The organism is Paenibacillus sp. TY11 (assembly GCF_059772165.1).
On record NZ_JCBAIQ010000005.1, the window covers coordinates 83,291 to 99,021 of the forward strand.

Below are 15,731 nucleotides of genomic sequence, written 5' to 3' on the forward strand. Positions count from 1 at the left end.
GGGAAGCTTAAATATTTTATACTTGGGGGTGACCGTTCTCTGTGAAGAGGAGGAAAATTGTTGAGAGACAAAGTCGCACTCATAACGGGCAGTGCCAAAGGTTTAGGTAAAATGACCGCTCTGCGTCTGGCGGATGAAGGCTGTGATATTGCGCTGAATTATGTGCATAGCCAAGCTGAAGCCGAAGCGCTTAAGCGGGTAATTGAGTCTAAGGGAGTACGCTGCCTGTCTTTACAAGGAGATATCTCTGTTCAGGAAGATATCACAAGGCTGATCGGTGAAGTACAGGATCGGCTGGGCGGAGTCGATATTATGGTGAACAATGCTGGACCGTTCATCCGGGAACGCCGTCTGTTTGCGGATTATAGTGTAGCTGAGATTCATGCCATGATACAGGGGAATCTGGTCGGTACCATGTTGCTGGATCATTTGGTATTGCCCCACATGCGGAGCCAGCAATGGGGACGTATTATTCATTTTGGCTTTGGTCATGCTGGAGAAGCGAGGGCTTGGCCTCATCGCGCCGTCTACGCAGCCGCCAAGGTGGGGCTGGTGTCTTTTACGAAGTCACTGGCTGTGGAGGAAGCTCCTTATGGCATCACGGTCAATATGATCTGTCCCGGGGATATCCGAGGAGCAAATAAGGAAATGTCAATCGCCGATGTCATCGGCATGCAGGATAAAGAGACACCGCGTGGACGTCCGGGGAGCGGAGAGGACATTGCGCGAGTGATTGCCTATTTGTGTGAGGAGCATTCGGATTTTATCACAGGTAATATTATGGATGTGTCGGGAGGATTGGACCCCATTCGGCCGACCATATAAGCTCGAGTGATCCCTCAGACGCTGTAACACAAAAAAGAGTCTTGAGCTTCGTTACCGAAGTCAAGACTCTCATGATCATTATGCATCAAGCATTAGAATACTTGTACCACTTCTTGGACGCCGTCGACTTCTTCGAGAAGAGCGCGTTCAATCCCTGCTTTCAGCGTGATTGTGGAACTTGGGCAACTGCCGCAAGCGCCTACCAGCTTCAGCTTAACGATGCCGTCTTCTACATCAACCAGCTCAACGTCGCCACCATCGCGTTGCAGGAACGGACGAAGCTTATCCAATACTTCGGATACTTCATCATACATTGGAATGCTTTGTGTTTCGCTCATTAGAATTCAACTCCTTTCCTATACCTTTATTATTATATTACAAAGCGGGCCAAATTAAAATGTCCGTCATCCAAAGCAGGTGAAAAAATGTTAAGGCCTATTATTGAATTTTGCACAAGTAATATGCATTTTGGTACCGATGAAATCATGTCCAAACTGGAACAGAATCCGGATTATGATGTGATCGAATACGGCTGCCTAAGCAATTGCGGTCAGTGTAACGCGGAACCCTATGCGATGGTCAACGGTGAGATTGTATCCGCAGATTCAGCAGAGCTTCTGTACGAAGTGATTATGAACAAAATTAAGGAAGCTGAAGCATGGGATAACCTAGATTTGGATTGAAATGTAATGATCCGTCAGCCATACATGCAACAAACAAAGAAGACTTGCTCTGGGAGCCGGTCTTCTTTGTTTATTGAGCATCTGATCAGCCAAAATGGCGTTTGGACTTCCAGAGCACACCGCTTTTAAGCAGGCGTGGTACTCGTCCACGCAATGAAGTACTGCCCATAAAGCCATAGCCGAACCCGGCCTTCTTGCCAAGTGCGCCTAATGTACCACGCAGCTTTAAAGGATGCGGGTGAGGCGTTTGGCCTTTCCACAGATCGCGTACAATGTGTGCGATCTGCTCCCCTTGCACTTCTGCCGCTTGAGCGCTTGGAGAGTAGGGAAGGCTCGCACAGTCTCCGACCACATACACCTCAGGATGGTCCGGTATTTGATAATATTCGTTGAGCACGATGCGGCCCTGAGGGTCTTTAGGAACGGCTAAATCCTGCACAATTTTTACCGGCTGAATCCCCGCTGTCCATACCACTGCATCCGTCATAATTTGCTCATCACGGTTGTAGATGGCCCCTGGCTCAATACGCGAAACCGCAACATGATTCAGTGCATTAACTTGATGTTCCTTGAACCAAGCATGTACATAGGCAGACAAACGTTGCGGGAATGCCGACAGCACCCGCTCGCCCCGATCCATAATGGTAATATTTAAATCCGTGCGGCTTTCACGTAACTCCGCAGCAATCTCAACACCGCTCAGACCGCCACCTACAATATGGACATGTCCATAAGGCTTGATTTCGTTCAAGCGCAGATAGGTTTGGCGGGTATGATTAAAGGACTGGATCGTACAGCTATATTCTTCTGCCCCTGGTGTATTATGAAAGCGATCGGTACAACCCAACGCAATGACAAGCTGGTAATAGGACAAAGGCTCACCGTCTTGAAAATGGACTATTTTATTCTCAAGATCCATCGAAGTGACTTCTCCATATTTGCGAATAAGACGTTGTTCATCTGGAAAATGCACCCGTAAATCAAAATCAGAAACCGTACCAGCCGCGAGGGCATAGTATTCTGTTTTCAACCCCTGAAAGGGCATCCGATCCACTAAAATAACTTGAACATCGTCGGGAATGTGTTTATCCAGCAATTCTTTGGCAATGGTAAGGCCGCCATAGCCGCCCCCCAGAATAACGAAATTTTTCATCAAAATCCGCCGTCCTTTCGCTACCGTGTCCCCGGCAAATGGTCTGGTGTCTCATCGATCTAACACAAGTTTTTTGCTGTTATAAAACCCGGGATCGGGCCTGCCTTTGGCAGACAGACCGGCGTATTCCGGGGCAGCTTGACGCTGCATGGTGTGAGTAATGGGGATGAAATGCTCGCGGGAAATCTGAATCCGATATGACATTTATTCGAAAACTTCGATTTCGTTATAGAAGGTGTCCCGTTCTACAGGTATGCGTCCTGCACCTTTGACCAGCCAGATCAGCTCTTTACGGGTCAATCCGGCAGGGGTCAACGCACCTGCGGCATGGCTGATTTGCTCACGCACAATTGTGCCATGGACGTCTGATGCGCCAAAGGTGAGAGCGACCTGCGTCAATTGCGGGCCAATATTAATGAAGTAAGCTTTGACATGGTCGATATTGTCCAGCATCAGGCGGCTGATCGCAATGGTTTTGAGATCCTCGTAAGCGGAGTTACGGCGCATGATGTTGGCGTTTTTGCTTTTCGGCTGCATGGACAGTGGAATAAATACCATAAATCCGTTCGTTTCGTCCTGCAATTCACGAATTTGCAGCATATGTTCAATACGATCCTGATACGATTCGACCGAACCGTACAGCATGGTCGTATGAGTTTTCATGCCGAGATTGTGGGCCGTGCGATGTACTTCGAGATAGCGGTCCACGTTGGCTTTCGTGACACGCATCTTCTTCCGATATTCGTCGGACAAGATTTCCGCGCCACCGCCAGTCAGGGATTGAAGTCCAGCGTTTTGCAGTTCCTGAAGCACTTCTTTAATACTCAAGCCGCTAATGCGTGTGAAAAAGTCTATTTCCGCTGCAGTGTATGCTTTCAGTGTAACGTGGGGATACTTTTCATTCAGCGCCTTCAATGAATCTACATAGTATTGGAAAGGTACATGATTATTATGACCGCCGACGATATGGAATTCTCTTACCCCTGGATGAATGTGTTGCTCTACATAATCAATCATTTCCTGCCCGGACAACGTATAAGAGCCGTCCTCCCCCTGATCCTTGCGGAAATTGCAGAACGCGCAGCGCGCTTCGCATACATTGGTGAAGTACAGGCTCATGTTTTCAATAAAATAAACCTTTTTTCCGTTCTTGCGTAAATTAGCTTCGTTAGCCAACTGACCCAGTGTGAGAATGTCGTCAGTTTCATACAAATATATACCGTCTTCAAGGTTCAAACGAATACCGTTCTGTACCTTTTCTACAATTTCCGCCATTCTGCGGTCTGTAAAGGGTGTAACTAATGTGGACATGCCTATTCCTCCTTCAAGTTGCTCTGTGCGAGGCTGTCCGCCAAATCAGCGACACAAGCGCTTGGATGCGCACAGGATGTCCCGTTCCGTCGGTGAGAATCCGGCAGCGCGGATATACGATATGTGAAAAATGTTACAATGCCAGGCTACAATGACGGATGTCTCAAAACATCGCCTTTGAAATGACAAATTTCCGACAGTTTCTTTTACACACTCTTCACCTATTATAAACCTCACACCACCGGTGTTCAATACAAACGAATAGAAAAACAGGTCTTTAAGCCTGTAAGGGAAGGACATTCCATGACTTGAGCACCTGCAAATTGTGGAGTATACTGAAGGAGAACATGAAGTAAAAGAGGAGGATGGAGCTATGATTAACATCACCGATTCCGCTGCTGAACGCTTGAAAGATATGCTGGAGCAGCAGGAAACGCCGAATATGTTTTTGCGTTTGGGCGTTACGCCGGGTGGTTGCACCGGATTCTCGTATGCGATGGGTTTTGACGACAACGAGACGGATCAGGATATATATATGAATGTACAGGATATGAAGATTGTAGTGGAAAAAGAAAGCATTCGCTACCTGGACGGACTGGAAATCGACTTTGAAGAGTCCGGAATGTCAGGCGGTTTTACGATTCATAATCCGAATGCAATCGCTACCTGTGGTTGCGGTTCAAGCTTCCGTACAGCTACGGATGCAGGGAAGCCGAACGAAGAGCCTTGTTAATTAATGTTTTTCGAGTGGTGGTCTGAATTATAGAAGCCTAAATGTCAGGATGGTCCCTAAAAACATGCGTTTAGGTTGCGGATAACGGCCTTTGTGACGGGATTTTACTCGTTGCGGAGGTCTTATTTGTGTTGTTTTTTTTCTGTTTATTATCATCATTTGCTTTTGAGATGCCGATATAACATGGAGTTCTGGAGAACTATTTTCTACATAAATTTTACCTGAAGGAAGTGGAAAGAGATGTTGAAAAAGAAATGGCTTATCACTCCGCTGGTTGCGGTGGCACTGTTTTTTAGTCAATCCGCATTCGCGGCAAATACGTTTACTGATGTGAACGGGACAAAATATGAGTGGGCTGCTGAATCTATTCGTTCGATGGTCGACAAAGGTGTTGTCAAGGGCTATGCGGATGGCACCTTCAAGCCAGGCAAAACCATAACGAAAGCGGAATTTGTAAATATGTTTCACAAGCTTTTTCCAGAGATCAATCATTCGTCTGGAAAAGCTTCAGAATTTGTTGATGCGCGTAAGCACTGGGCGAATAAAGATTTTGCAGCATTATTCAATGGGGATTATGTTTGGGGCTTCACTGAAAGAGTAGGAGGCAAATATCCAAACTATCAATTCTATATCAATCCCGACAAACCGCTGACCCGCTGGGATGTTATGATGATTGCTTCCGTTCGGACGGATTATACGAATCAGACTCTTCATCCTGAGATCAAGGAAGTAATCTCTGCAGCTGCGCAGTATAAGGATATAAAAATTCGTCAGGCGAATTACAATGACAATTACTCGTTCAGCTATCCAGTAATATACATCGACACGACTCAAGAGGAGCCCTTTTATGAAGATTCCCAAACTCAAAAGGCAGAAGCATTCTACACCCTGACTAATATGGGCGTCCTTACCGCCAATGATGGATACCTTCACCCCAAAGCGCTAGTCACACGGGCTGAAGCGGTTACCATTTTACAGCGTTTGTACGAAGCCACAAAGCAATCGAAGTGATGATCAGACGAAAGCAAGAAAAGATCCAACTATAAATGAAGGCCTCTATAGCGGTATAGTCGCGTACTATATTGCTAAGGAGGCCTTTTTGAATGTGTTTAATGATCATTATCACTACGTGTGGATTGGACAAATTTACTCAGGGCATTAAAAAAGGCAAATACAACTGTAAAAAGTAAGAGTGCTACGGGTTTAATTTCAATCTCAGAAAAAACACTATATAGAACTAAACATGCAAAAAAGAGTACTGAGGTATTTATGTTTTGTTTTGTGTACATCGATTTTATAAAGTGCATTGTATCACTCTCCATTTTATTATAAGTGATTACTCTGGCATGACTTATAAAGCAATGGAGCAACCTATCAAAAGATCGAATATATAAATGGAACTTAAAAGTTACTTTAGTGCCACTCCGCAGACGGATGGTGCTTCCCATCGCCACCGCCCCCGGATTTCTTAAATAAAGCTTATAATTGGGTAGAAATCCGGGGACAAAAGCGACCGCTTCGCTTGTACAGCACCATTCCGTCTTCTCCGTTTTTCATGTACATTTCTTACTATATAGCAAAAAATAGAACTAATTGATCGGTTCCTTATGCAGCAGGTAGATTAACAATAGGAAAATATAGTTAATAAAAAGGAAGAGCGCTATCCTCTTCAAAAAGGCTAGCGCTCTTTTTCTGTATCTAATGGTTGCTCCTCTATAAACTCTACAACCTCTTCAATTCTGCAGTCTAATTCCTCGCAAATGCGTGCAATGACACTCATAGCTACAAATTCCCCATTAGACATTTTCGCTAAAGTAGATGGTGATATTCCTAATTGAGTGCGAAGGTAAGTTCGTGTTTTATCTCGTTTAATTAGAGTGATTTCCATTGGTTTATAACTTGGTTTCAATCCCATGAGCAATCCCCCTTAACTTATTATATGTACTTAAATCTTAGAGAAGTCAAACTTAAATTACAATCATGCGTACATTTTATTCGATAAGTCTTGAAAGTACACATGTGAAAGTGTATTATATGTATAAGAAGTCGTACATTAAATACATATAAACATAATTTTTGTTCTTTATTTGACAAAAAATTAATCAATCCAGAAGGAGAGGAATTATTTATGAGCGAATCGGTTGAATTGAAAAGAGTTGCCATGGTATATGGACCTGATGATGATCCTCATATGTATGAGATATTTGAGGGGGTTCTGTATGATCGTAGCTATTTCTTTTATATTGAACATGGGAGATTGTGTCTGCGACATGTACGAAAGGTAGAACAACCTGATCATCCGCATCTTTATGTGGATGGTGAAAGTGGGGGGGCTACAATTAGCGGAGAATGTGCAACGTGAGATCATGGAGGTCGCCACAGAGCTGATCGAGCGTTTGCGTAGTAAGGATGGATTAGCATTTTTACTGGATGAACTGCTATGGCTACAAGGTCGAAGTCATATTGAACTTAACCTCGTGAAAAATAAAGGATAATATATTTCTGTTGAAAACCAACAACCTGTAGCTACATTATGCTTCTTTTGAGAAAGAATCTGTTAATATGGTTGCTGTGTTCAGTGACGCTATTTATCAATCATTTCATTTTTCCATCAACATGATTTGTAACCTTCCCCCACTGAGCCGGCACTTAAGATTAAGAACACGAAAGAAAAGAGGCTAGGGACGTATGAGGCAGTGGGTTGAAAAGGCGCGGCAAGGGGATGCAGAAGCGTTCGGGCAGCTGATGCTGCATTTTCGAGGGATGGCATACGCGGTGTCCTATGACATGCTGAAGGATGTTCATCTCGCGGAAGATGCCGTTCAGGATGCGTTCATGGAGGCTTATCAGAATCTGGAGAAGCTGCAGAAGCCGTCCGCTTTTCCAGGCTGGTTCAAGACTATTGTCGTAAGACAGTGCCAGCGGACGCTGCGGCGCAAGCATCATTCGATGCTTCCTCTGGATGAAGCTGTGCAGGTGTCGGGAGAAGTACCGGGTGTGGCGGAAATTGCGGAGCGTAGGGAGGAGAGCCAAGTTCTGCAACAATCGGTGGAGGCGCTGTCTGCCAAGCTGCGCGTGCCTCTGCGGCTGTTTTATTTTTACGGCTACTCTCTTCAGGAGATTTCCGATTATCTGGGCACTTCGGTCCCGACGCTCAAGAAGCGGCTGCACGACGCCCGCCAAAAGCTGAAAGGTACACTCCCGGTAGCCAACCTCGTTTCCGTGTTCAATCATTTGTATGAGGGAGGCCAAAACATGCTGCATATTGTTAACGGTGATGTTGTAGGTGAGATGTTGAAGCAGGGCGTTGTACAGGGTGATGTGCTTGTATGGAGAGAGGTATATCCATCAGGGCCGATATTTGCAAATCCAGCGGGGGCTGAAGAACGGGCACTGCGGGCCCGGGTTCTGGAAGAAACGATGGGTATTCCGGCCAGCGAATATATAACGGGCTGTGAGGAACAAGAGCAGAAACTTCGTGAATTTATCAATTACGATGAAGTCGTGTTGTGGTTTGAGCATGATCTGTTTGATCAGAGCATGCTCGCCTATCTGCTCCACTGGTTCAAAAGACAGAAACTGGGCCGCACGAAGCTGAGCCTGCTCTGTATTGGGGAGTTTCCGGGAATCGAACGGTTTCATGGTCTGGGACAGCTCACTCCCGCACAGCTTCAGACATTATCCGGGACCTGGCGTACCATTGGGCGGCAAGAAATGGAGCTCGGAAGCGAGCTTTGGCAGGCGTATGCTTCTCCTGATCCTGTTCCAATGGCTGATCTGCTGGAAAACAAGAAGACAGAACTGGCAGCATCCGGCCTGCCTTTTGCCTATGAAGCCTTCACAGCGCATCTCAAGCGGTTGCCCTCGGAGCGGAATGGTCTTGGCATTGTGGAACAGACCACGCTTCAGGCCGTTCGTAATGGAGTGGATACGCCATTGGAATTGTTCCGTCAGGTAACTGAAGTCCTGCATGTGCTCGGCATGGGCGATCTCGAATACTGGAAAGTTATTCGTGCTTTGGTGCAAGGTGAACATCCTTTGCTGATTATTGACGGGGCTGAGGCCGGCTTAGATTTCAGGCAAATCCCAGAGTTTCTAAACCGCCCGGTAATTCTGACTGAGTTGGGTAATGAGGTATTGATTGGATCAGCGGACCGTATTGCAGTTCAGGGGATCGACGAGTGGTTTGGGGGGCTGCATCTCCAAGGACATGAGGTTTCTTGGCGCTGGGATGATTTGGCGGGAGGTTTGGTCCGGCATTGAAGAAACTATAGAAGTAGATAGCTTAAAGTGCGAAAGAGTTTTCCGTTTATGGAAAACTCCTTTTTATTTTTTAAGTACAACATATTAAGACAAGAAAAACTACTGTTAATAGGTTAGGAACTTAGCTATCCGGTCAAATGAATTGAGTTTCCTGTATATGAATAGACTCCCCTTAGGATAATGATTCAAGTAATTTTAGGAAACATTATACACCTGCCAAAATCTCGTTACCAATGCTTCTACTGCTTCAAATCCGTAAACAGCTCCTGCGCGGTACGCACAAATAACTGTACAGCCAGAGAAGCATTATGCAGAGATGGTACAGCGATACCGATTTGGCGTGTGATCAGAGGTGAAGTCTCCTTGACGGTCAGATCATGGGGGAACGTGGACAAGGCGAGTGAAGAGACAATACCCATACCTAGTCCCTGTCGAACCATGCTGACCAAGGTGCTGATATTATGAGTAATGAACTGTGCCTGCAACTGACTTTGCTCGCGTTCAAAACCTTCCATAATGGCGACCTCATGTCCACCTTTGCAAAAGATCATATCCTGCTGATTCAAGTCACGAATGGCGATTTTATTGTGCGATTGCAAAGGGTGACCGTCTGGCAGGAGAATAACCATGTCATCCTGACATAAAGGGATGACATCTACCTGAGGGTCTGGCAACAGGATGATACCCGCCTCGATTTCACGGGTATGCACCCACTCCTTGACTTCATTCGTGGAGCCTTCATGTAGATCGAAAACAAGGTTCGGATAATGCTGACGAATATGATGAATAATCGGGGGCAGAAAATAGGCTGAGGCAGAAGGAAAGGCACCGATCGTGATCGTGCCAACGTCTAGACCTTTTTCAGCAGCCACTTGCTGCTGTACCTTTTCCATGCTTTGCAGCATCATGCGGAATTGCAGCAGTACCTTGTGCCCGATATCGGTCAGCAGCACTCCTTTTTTTCGGTCGCGCAGCAATAGCTGAACATCCAGCTCATTTTCGATGCTTGCGATGGCATGGCTGACCGCGGGCTGCGTCATATGCAGCTCATGGGCAGTTTGGGTGAAGTTTAGCGTTTCAGCTACACGAACGAAGATCATAATTTGAGTAATGGTCATAAGTGAAAAGTTATCTCCCTCATTGAAAACATTCATTTTATTTATTAGTGACCACAGTATACGCTAGTAAAGCAAAACTTTGCAAACGGCTATTCATATTTTAGTCGTAAGCAATGAACGATGAAAATCTAAGGGAGAGAAGACATCTATGAAAAAATTAACACCTAAAGCCACGCTGTGGCTTGTCTTGATATTAGTAATGGTATGGGGGATCAACTGGCCGTTGACCAAGCTGGCTTTGCCAGATACGCCGCCGATATTTTTTTCAGGAATCCGCACCCTGTTGGGTGGTGTGATTCTACTGTTGTTCGCTATGCGTCGCCGGGAAACCTTGCGCCTTAGACAGAATGGGTGGACTTATCTTGTGCTGGCCATATTTAATATTGCAGGCTACTATGGCTTGCAGACGGTAGGGCTGCGTTATTTGCCTGCTGGGTTATTTTCCACTTTAGTATTCCTTCAGCCTATCCTGTTGGGATTATTCTCCTGGATGTGGTTGGGGGAGCGCATGTTTCCCCTGAAGGTCATTGGACTGGTACTGGGTTTTGGTGGGGTGATCGTGATTAGCTCTGGTGGAATGGCAGGGCATTTATCGGTACTGGGCATTGCGTTGGGGCTAGCTTCAGGACTGTGCTGGGCGCTCGGAACGATTTATATGAAGAAAAAAAGCCAGCAGTTGGACTCCATTTGGGCGGTGACGATGCAGCTCATTTTTGGGGGGATCATACTCAATGGGATTGGATTTACGACCGAGAAATGGAGCGATATTCACTGGACGACCTCTTTTATCGCGATTTTATTGTTTATTTCGATATTTGTAATTGCAATGGGCTGGATGATTTATTTTAAACTGATCGACAACGGAGATGCGGGAACCGTCGGCTCATATACGTTTATGATTCCGGTGCTATCCACGGTCTTTAGTATGGTAATGCTCAAGGAATCACTTACTTTGACGTTTGTTGTGGGGCTGGTGCTGATTGCAGGTAGTGTGTATCTGGTAAATACAGCATCTCCCGGAAAACGGAGGAACCGAAGCTCCAAGGCTGATGAAACGAATTCCTGTACAAATGCATAGAAATATGGGATTAGGAAAAATATACTAGATTAACAGAGAGGAGAATAGTAAAATATGACTATATAAGTAGAGAGGAAGTTTGGTATGGGAGAATTAAGCAGTCATACTCAGTCTGTGGAGCCGCAACCACATTCTGTTCGTAAGCTCGCAGTTGTAGCAACAGTCATTTCAGGAGTAGCGGTACTAGGATGTATAGCCTTGACGGTATGGAATTATAATCTGAATACGAAGGTAAATACTTTAACTATAGCGAACGCATCACTAAATAAGACAACACAAGCATTGGCGAAGCAACAAAACGATACAGAGGCGCTGCTGCAACGGGTTAGATTAGCAGCCAACCTGTCATCTATATCGCATCAATTGGAACAGACATCTGTCGTTACTGATGATTTTGTATTGGAAAAAGTGACCTTTGATGTAGCAGAGAACGGTACGTTGCAGGGTGTGCTTTTAAATGTGAATAATCAACCAAATCTTGGTTTTGGCGGTGCCTATCAAGGTTATGGTAAATATAATATGGCTTCTGCTACTTTGACGAAGAAGGCGGAGGAAGTCATAAATATAGCTATGAAAGAGTACGGTACATCTGACAAGCTTCCGGTATGGGATAAGAATACGAAGGTGGAAATGACGGTTCAAAATTATCCGCTTGGTAAGCGGGAAGGCGGCACTTTCAAACTCACCGGTCAGCAATAGGAGGAACCTATGAAGGATTTTGACGTAACCAAAGCCAAGTATGACCCAAAACAGGAAGAACAGGTGAAAAAGGGATTTTTCAAAAAGGTAAAGTCCACGGCTGGAAAAGTACCCTTTTTGAAGGATGCTGTAGCCATGTATTATTGTGCAATAGATCCTGAAACGCCTCTTTATGCCAAAGGGGTAGCATTCGGAGCCTTGGCGTATTTTATTTCACCATTGGATGTGATTTCGGATGTTATTCCGATGCTGGGGTTCACGGATGATGCGGGGGTTGTGCTAGCAGCTTTGAAAGTGTTGGATATGCATATCAAGCCTGCCCATCGGGAGAAGGCGAGCGAATTTTTTTCATAAGGATTGCAAGATGAGCGGGGGAGCTAGGGAATGGACAGATACACACCTACAGCGAGGGAACGCTGGCAGATGAAACAGAGTGAGCCGCAGCCGCAGGGCTGGGTGCTCGCTTTCTTTGGCTGGATTTTTGCAGGTTTGGGGTTCATATTTAGTTTTTTTGTCTTTGGAGGATTGTTGGGTGTCTTAGGTTTGGTTTTCGGAATTTTGACGAAACAAATGGAGCAGAGAAGCACGCAGGGCGTCTTCATAATCGTAATCAGCTCCGTTGCTATTGGCATTGGGCTATTGATTTTTATGATTTTTTTTGCGCAGGGTTTTGTAGAAGGTCTGAGAGAAGGTTATAATGAGCATTATTAGGTCAGGGAGGTAACAGCATTGAGCGTCATTATTTCACAGCAGATCTCGGCAACGGGCGTGAAGGAATATACGAAGGTGATGAAAACATTTGATTCCCAGTTTACGCCTTTGGTTGGACAGAAAATCAGGGATACGGCATTTGGCGATATGCAATATTATGACGTCGAGGACGTGTTTATTGATCTGGCAGAGAACGAATACTGGGTGATTTTACCTGCTGTTCTGCTGCATACCGATGATATCGAGGATGTACGGGATGCGGTACGTGAGTATCGTTCACATGGTTGGGAATGTACAAAACCTTTGTAAATGCATACCACTTCAGCTTCTATACGGAAACGTCTTTCTTTTGCGAGATAGGCGTTTTTTTGTGTATTTGTGTATAAACTATTCCTAATGATTGGCATGAAAAGAAAGAATTTATGCTGAAAATGCGCAAATTGTATCATTTTTTATCATAAAACGACAAGTTGGGAAATGAAAACGGACTTAATGTGTTATACTTAGTATATCAAAGGACAAGAGTCTAAAACGACCGGTAAGGCCCTTTCTTTGAAGAGCCTCGTAAGGTTCAACGTTTATCCAAAATAAATGGTCAAAAGGAAAAGGGGAAATGCTAACGTGAGAGTGAATTTAAAATTTACGAACAAAGGGCAAGTTGCAGTCGAGAAGTTCAACAATGAGGAGCTTATCGAAATCTTTACCCGCTACATTAAAACGTTAAGCAAGAAGTATGATATCTCGGTTACCGTACCGGAAGATCTGAATGAGCAGATCTTGGCAGAGGGCACCGTAAAGGTCGTGTTGGATAAGATTAATTGTGACATGGACGCTTTTTTCAAGGAGCTGAGCCGGGATATCAAGGTACCACTGGTCAAAAGATTGGGTACCAAATTGGATAACGTGTTTAAGACCGAGGTTGTGGAGCAGGAACAGAACTAAGAATAAGGATCAAGCGAGTCCGAATGGGGATTCGCCATATGAAATCATAAAACCTCCCGAATGGGGCGCATGGCTAGGCAATGTGCTCGTTCGGGAGGTTTTATATGTTTAAACTACTCTATTCAGCAGGAAAACATGCAATGTCGGTTCATTAGCGGATTGTGGACGCAAGGCGCAGCTTGGCTAAATCAAACGAAGGCACAAGTCCTTCCTGCGCGGCACGACCGAGCAATGCTTCGATGGCGGCATATCCGCTATCGCCCAGATTGGCGGTAAAATCGTTTACGTACAGGTCGATATGCGATTGGGCGACATCCGGTGAAAGCTCTTGTGCATGGGACAATACATATTCACGTGAAGCTTCGGGATGATTCCAGGCGTATTCGACAGAAGCGCGTATCCAGTTTGTAATAGCATCCAGATCCAGTGTACGGCGGGCAATAATGGCTCCGAGCGGGATCGGGAGACCTGTATCTTCTTCCCACCAGTTACCTAGATCGACTTGCTTGCTAAGTCCATAGGACGGATACGTGAAACGTGCTTCATGAATAACCAGTCCGGCATCCATCTGCCCGTCACGGACAGCAGGCATGATTTGGTCGAACGGCATTACGACGATCTCGCCGACACCCCCCGGCACATGCTTGGCCGCCCACAGGCGGAACAGCAGATAGGCGGTGGAACGTTCACTTGGAACGGCTACACGCTTGCCAGACAGGGCTTCCGGGCCTTCGATCGTGGAACCTTCCTTGGTCAGCACGAGCGGGCCACAACCCCGGCCCAGTGCGCCTCCACAAGGCAACAGGGCATATTCATCCAGCACCCAAGGGAGTGCAGCATACGAAATTTTCATGATATCGAGTCCGTCTGGTGTTATCGCCAGATTGTTGGTGATGTCGATATCGGCAAATGTAATGTCCAGCGCGGGTGCGCCGGGAATCAATCCATGCGCCAGGGCATGGAAGACAAAAGTGTCGTTGGGACAAGGTGAAAAAGCAATTTGCATCTATATAACCTCCGTTAATGTAGAAAATGCGGCTTCCAAAGCTTGCAAAGCCTCTTTGATTCGCCAGGCTGCACGGTCACGCGGACCGACAGCATTGGAAATCGTACGGATTTCCATCATCGGCAGTTCCAGCCTGTTAGCCGCCACGGCTACGCCGTAACCCTCCATCGCTTCGGCAGCAGCTCCGGGAACGCGCTTGACCAGCCGTTCCGCTGTTGCCGCCGTGCCGGTGGCCGTCGAGACAGTCAGGATCGGCCCCGCGACAGCAGTCTGTCCAGCGGCGCGCAACGCCTGAACGAATCGCTGCGCGGTGGCAGCGTTCACGGCAATTCGGCTGGAACCGAAACCCAGCTCGTCCACGCTGCTGAAGCCCTCTGCCGTCTCGGCCCCCAGGTCGGCGGCAATGATCGCGTCAGCGACAACGACGCTCTCCAGTGCAGCGACCTCTGCGAAGCCGCCACCAATTCCGGCGCTGATGATCAGACGGTAGTCGCCAGCCGCCAGCGCCAACGCGGTTGAAGCCGCTGCGGACGGAGCACCTACACCAGCCAGCTCGACCACAAAGCGGGTGTCGCCTCTCAGGCCGCGCAGCACGGCTTCCCGTTCGCCTTCAACCGCGGTCATGACCAGGATGCGCCCATCTGATGTTGTATGCTCCATCGGTTGATTCTCCCCTTTAAATTTAGGTAATATGTTCCCTTATCATACTGCTTTTCGAAACGATGTTCAAAAAAAGTCGACAAAAAAAGCGCTCTGTGGCGCTTTTCGGAAAAACTGCAAGATTCAGCAGATATGAAAATCGGTCGTTTTAAACATAAAACAATTCTAATCTGGAAGAACAGCGCAGGCATAGCATATAATAATTATATCGGTTGATCCTTCGTGATTAACTGAAACATCGTGATATTGCGGTCATAATGGCTTGGGGTCCCATCCTGATTGCGAACTCGAATCATCTCGCTGCTGAACAACTCGATATATCCACAGCCAATCTCACAGTATACGCCTGTAGGGTCCTCTTGCCAGACCGAAACGAGGTGTTGAGACAGCGCCGCGGTGAAAAATTCGATGTTTTTTTGCAGTACGCGTGGCGTTTTCTTGGGTTCCATAACGTAAATCCTCCCTATATCATGCCATTTGAAAATCAGCAATTGAACGTGGCTACTAAGTGGTTACTACACATCATAATGAACATAAACAACTGGAAAA

19 protein-coding genes and 1 pseudogene are annotated in these 15,731 nt (G+C 46.3%); 12 read left to right on the forward strand and 8 right to left on the reverse strand.

Translation table 11 applies throughout. The features are described from left to right. Window positions 1–60: 60 nt before the first annotated feature. The gene (locus tag AC6EJC_RS06705) at window positions 61–825 is read left to right on the forward strand and encodes an SDR family oxidoreductase (RefSeq protein WP_444953284.1); all 765 of its coding nucleotides are present in this window, start codon (window positions 61–63) and stop codon (window positions 823–825) included. A 92-nt stretch (window positions 826–917) separates the two neighbouring features. Here the strand turns inward: AC6EJC_RS06705 and AC6EJC_RS06710 are convergent, their stop codons facing one another. Further along, a complete protein-coding gene (locus tag AC6EJC_RS06710; protein WP_025684715.1) occupies window positions 918–1,163 on the reverse strand; it encodes a NifU family protein in 246 nt (81 codons plus the stop codon). A gap of 87 nt (window positions 1,164–1,250) precedes the next feature. On the opposite strand from AC6EJC_RS06710, the gene AC6EJC_RS06715 reads away from it, so the two are divergent. Continuing rightward, window positions 1,251–1,508: a YuzB family protein gene (locus AC6EJC_RS06715; protein ID WP_322156962.1), complete on the forward strand. Its 258-nt coding sequence runs from the start codon at window positions 1,251–1,253 to the stop codon at window positions 1,506–1,508. A gap of 85 nt (window positions 1,509–1,593) precedes the next feature. On the opposite strand, the gene AC6EJC_RS06720 is transcribed toward AC6EJC_RS06715, so the two are convergent. Together AC6EJC_RS06720 and mqnE are read right to left on the reverse strand one after the other, a co-directional pair. Then, on the reverse strand, window positions 1,594–2,661 hold the full coding sequence (locus AC6EJC_RS06720) for an NAD(P)/FAD-dependent oxidoreductase (protein WP_444953285.1): 1,068 nt from the start codon (window positions 2,659–2,661) through the stop codon (window positions 1,594–1,596). 204 nt (window positions 2,662–2,865) lie between these two features. Continuing rightward, entirely contained in the window at window positions 2,866–3,972 is a 1,107-nt protein-coding gene (gene mqnE, locus AC6EJC_RS06725; RefSeq protein WP_254326707.1) for an aminofutalosine synthase MqnE, read from the reverse strand. A 373-nt stretch (window positions 3,973–4,345) separates the two neighbouring features. Here mqnE and AC6EJC_RS06730 point away from each other — a divergent pair, with 373 nt between their 5' ends. Together AC6EJC_RS06730 and AC6EJC_RS06735 are read left to right on the forward strand one after the other, a co-directional pair. Beyond that, window positions 4,346–4,705: a HesB/IscA family protein gene (locus AC6EJC_RS06730; RefSeq protein ID WP_014277861.1), complete on the forward strand. Its 360-nt coding sequence runs from the start codon at window positions 4,346–4,348 to the stop codon at window positions 4,703–4,705. Between the two features lie 240 nt (window positions 4,706–4,945). Then, window positions 4,946–5,716: an S-layer homology domain-containing protein gene (locus AC6EJC_RS06735; RefSeq protein ID WP_444953286.1), complete on the forward strand. Its 771-nt coding sequence runs from the start codon at window positions 4,946–4,948 to the stop codon at window positions 5,714–5,716. A gap of 667 nt (window positions 5,717–6,383) precedes the next feature. Here AC6EJC_RS06735 and AC6EJC_RS06740 read toward each other — a convergent pair. Further along, a complete protein-coding gene (locus tag AC6EJC_RS06740; RefSeq protein ID WP_103049988.1) occupies window positions 6,384–6,620 on the reverse strand; it encodes a helix-turn-helix domain-containing protein in 237 nt (78 codons plus the stop codon). A gap of 213 nt (window positions 6,621–6,833) precedes the next feature. Between AC6EJC_RS06740 and AC6EJC_RS06745 the strand changes: the two are divergent. Further along, a pseudogene (locus tag AC6EJC_RS06745) lies at window positions 6,834–7,200 on the forward strand (hypothetical protein). 193 nt (window positions 7,201–7,393) lie between these two features. Continuing rightward, window positions 7,394–8,968 carry a sigma-70 family RNA polymerase sigma factor gene (locus AC6EJC_RS06750; protein WP_444953287.1) on the forward strand — a complete coding sequence of 525 codons (1,575 nt, stop codon included), beginning with the start codon at window positions 7,394–7,396 and terminating at the stop codon, window positions 8,966–8,968. A 239-nt stretch (window positions 8,969–9,207) separates the two neighbouring features. Here AC6EJC_RS06750 and AC6EJC_RS06755 read toward each other — a convergent pair whose 3' ends face one another. Beyond that, a complete protein-coding gene (locus tag AC6EJC_RS06755) occupies window positions 9,208–10,086 on the reverse strand; it encodes a LysR family transcriptional regulator (protein WP_444953288.1) in 879 nt (292 codons plus the stop codon). Window positions 10,087–10,234: 148 nt separating this feature from the next. Between AC6EJC_RS06755 and AC6EJC_RS06760 the strand changes: the two genes are divergently transcribed. The 6 genes from AC6EJC_RS06760 (at window position 10,235) to AC6EJC_RS06785 (ending at window position 13,516) form a co-directional block, all read left to right on the forward strand. Then, complete coding sequence (locus tag AC6EJC_RS06760; protein ID WP_444953289.1) at window positions 10,235–11,164, forward strand: DMT family transporter; 930 nt, start codon at window positions 10,235–10,237, stop codon at window positions 11,162–11,164. Between the two features lie 84 nt (window positions 11,165–11,248). Further along, the gene (locus tag AC6EJC_RS06765; RefSeq protein ID WP_254326714.1) at window positions 11,249–11,863 is read left to right on the forward strand and encodes a hypothetical protein; all 615 of its coding nucleotides are present in this window, start codon (window positions 11,249–11,251) and stop codon (window positions 11,861–11,863) included. A 9-nt stretch (window positions 11,864–11,872) separates the two neighbouring features. After that, window positions 11,873–12,217, forward strand: a complete 345-nt coding sequence (locus AC6EJC_RS06770) for a YkvA family protein (RefSeq protein ID WP_235308429.1) — start codon at window positions 11,873–11,875, stop codon at window positions 12,215–12,217. Window positions 12,218–12,247: 30 nt separating this feature from the next. Further along, window positions 12,248–12,574, forward strand: a complete 327-nt coding sequence (locus tag AC6EJC_RS06775; RefSeq protein ID WP_444953290.1) for a hypothetical protein — start codon at window positions 12,248–12,250, stop codon at window positions 12,572–12,574. 18 nt (window positions 12,575–12,592) lie between these two features. Next, a complete protein-coding gene (locus tag AC6EJC_RS06780) occupies window positions 12,593–12,883 on the forward strand; it encodes a hypothetical protein (protein ID WP_444953291.1) in 291 nt (96 codons plus the stop codon). Window positions 12,884–13,195: 312 nt separating this feature from the next. Next, the gene (locus AC6EJC_RS06785) at window positions 13,196–13,516 is read left to right on the forward strand and encodes a hypothetical protein (RefSeq protein ID WP_014277849.1); all 321 of its coding nucleotides are present in this window, start codon (window positions 13,196–13,198) and stop codon (window positions 13,514–13,516) included. A 151-nt stretch (window positions 13,517–13,667) separates the two neighbouring features. Here the strand turns inward: AC6EJC_RS06785 and AC6EJC_RS06790 are convergent, their stop codons facing one another. From AC6EJC_RS06790 to AC6EJC_RS06800, 3 genes are all read right to left on the reverse strand, one after another. After that, complete coding sequence (locus AC6EJC_RS06790) at window positions 13,668–14,522, reverse strand: 1,4-dihydroxy-6-naphtoate synthase (protein ID WP_444953292.1); 855 nt, start codon at window positions 14,520–14,522, stop codon at window positions 13,668–13,670. Next, complete coding sequence (locus AC6EJC_RS06795; protein ID WP_444953293.1) at window positions 14,523–15,182, reverse strand: futalosine hydrolase; 660 nt, start codon at window positions 15,180–15,182, stop codon at window positions 14,523–14,525. A gap of 203 nt (window positions 15,183–15,385) precedes the next feature. Next, window positions 15,386–15,631, reverse strand: coding sequence for a hypothetical protein (locus AC6EJC_RS06800; protein WP_007431922.1), 246 nt, complete (start codon window positions 15,629–15,631; stop codon window positions 15,386–15,388). Window positions 15,632–15,731 lie beyond the last annotated feature (100 nt).

Bases quoted from the DNA above. Each gene is read 5' to 3' on its own strand.
- AC6EJC_RS06720 (WP_444953285.1), bottom strand. From the start codon at position 2,661: ATGAAAAATTTCGTTATTCTGGGGGGCGGCTATGGCGGCCTTACCATT.
- AC6EJC_RS06715 (WP_322156962.1), top strand. From the start codon at position 1,251: ATGTTAAGGCCTATTATTGAATTTTGCACAAGTAATATGCATTTTGGT.
- AC6EJC_RS06740 (WP_103049988.1), bottom strand. From the start codon at position 6,620: ATGGGATTGAAACCAAGTTATAAACCAATGGAAATCACTCTAATTAAA.
- AC6EJC_RS06790 (WP_444953292.1), bottom strand. From the start codon at position 14,522: ATGCAAATTGCTTTTTCACCTTGTCCCAACGACACTTTTGTCTTCCAT.
- AC6EJC_RS06755 (WP_444953288.1), bottom strand. From the start codon at position 10,086: ATGACCATTACTCAAATTATGATCTTCGTTCGTGTAGCTGAAACGCTA.
- AC6EJC_RS06795 (WP_444953293.1), bottom strand. From the start codon at position 15,182: ATGGAGCATACAACATCAGATGGGCGCATCCTGGTCATGACCGCGGTT.
- mqnE (WP_254326707.1), bottom strand. From the start codon at position 3,972: ATGTCCACATTAGTTACACCCTTTACAGACCGCAGAATGGCGGAAATT.
- AC6EJC_RS06760 (WP_444953289.1), top strand. From the start codon at position 10,235: ATGAAAAAATTAACACCTAAAGCCACGCTGTGGCTTGTCTTGATATTA.
- AC6EJC_RS06735 (WP_444953286.1), top strand. From the start codon at position 4,946: ATGTTGAAAAAGAAATGGCTTATCACTCCGCTGGTTGCGGTGGCACTG.
- AC6EJC_RS06765 (WP_254326714.1), top strand. From the start codon at position 11,249: ATGGGAGAATTAAGCAGTCATACTCAGTCTGTGGAGCCGCAACCACAT.
- AC6EJC_RS06800 (WP_007431922.1), bottom strand. From the start codon at position 15,631: ATGGAACCCAAGAAAACGCCACGCGTACTGCAAAAAAACATCGAATTT.
- AC6EJC_RS06750 (WP_444953287.1), top strand. From the start codon at position 7,394: ATGAGGCAGTGGGTTGAAAAGGCGCGGCAAGGGGATGCAGAAGCGTTC.
- AC6EJC_RS06710 (WP_025684715.1), bottom strand. From the start codon at position 1,163: ATGAGCGAAACACAAAGCATTCCAATGTATGATGAAGTATCCGAAGTA.
- AC6EJC_RS06730 (WP_014277861.1), top strand. From the start codon at position 4,346: ATGATTAACATCACCGATTCCGCTGCTGAACGCTTGAAAGATATGCTG.
- AC6EJC_RS06770 (WP_235308429.1), top strand. From the start codon at position 11,873: ATGAAGGATTTTGACGTAACCAAAGCCAAGTATGACCCAAAACAGGAA.
- AC6EJC_RS06775 (WP_444953290.1), top strand. From the start codon at position 12,248: ATGGACAGATACACACCTACAGCGAGGGAACGCTGGCAGATGAAACAG.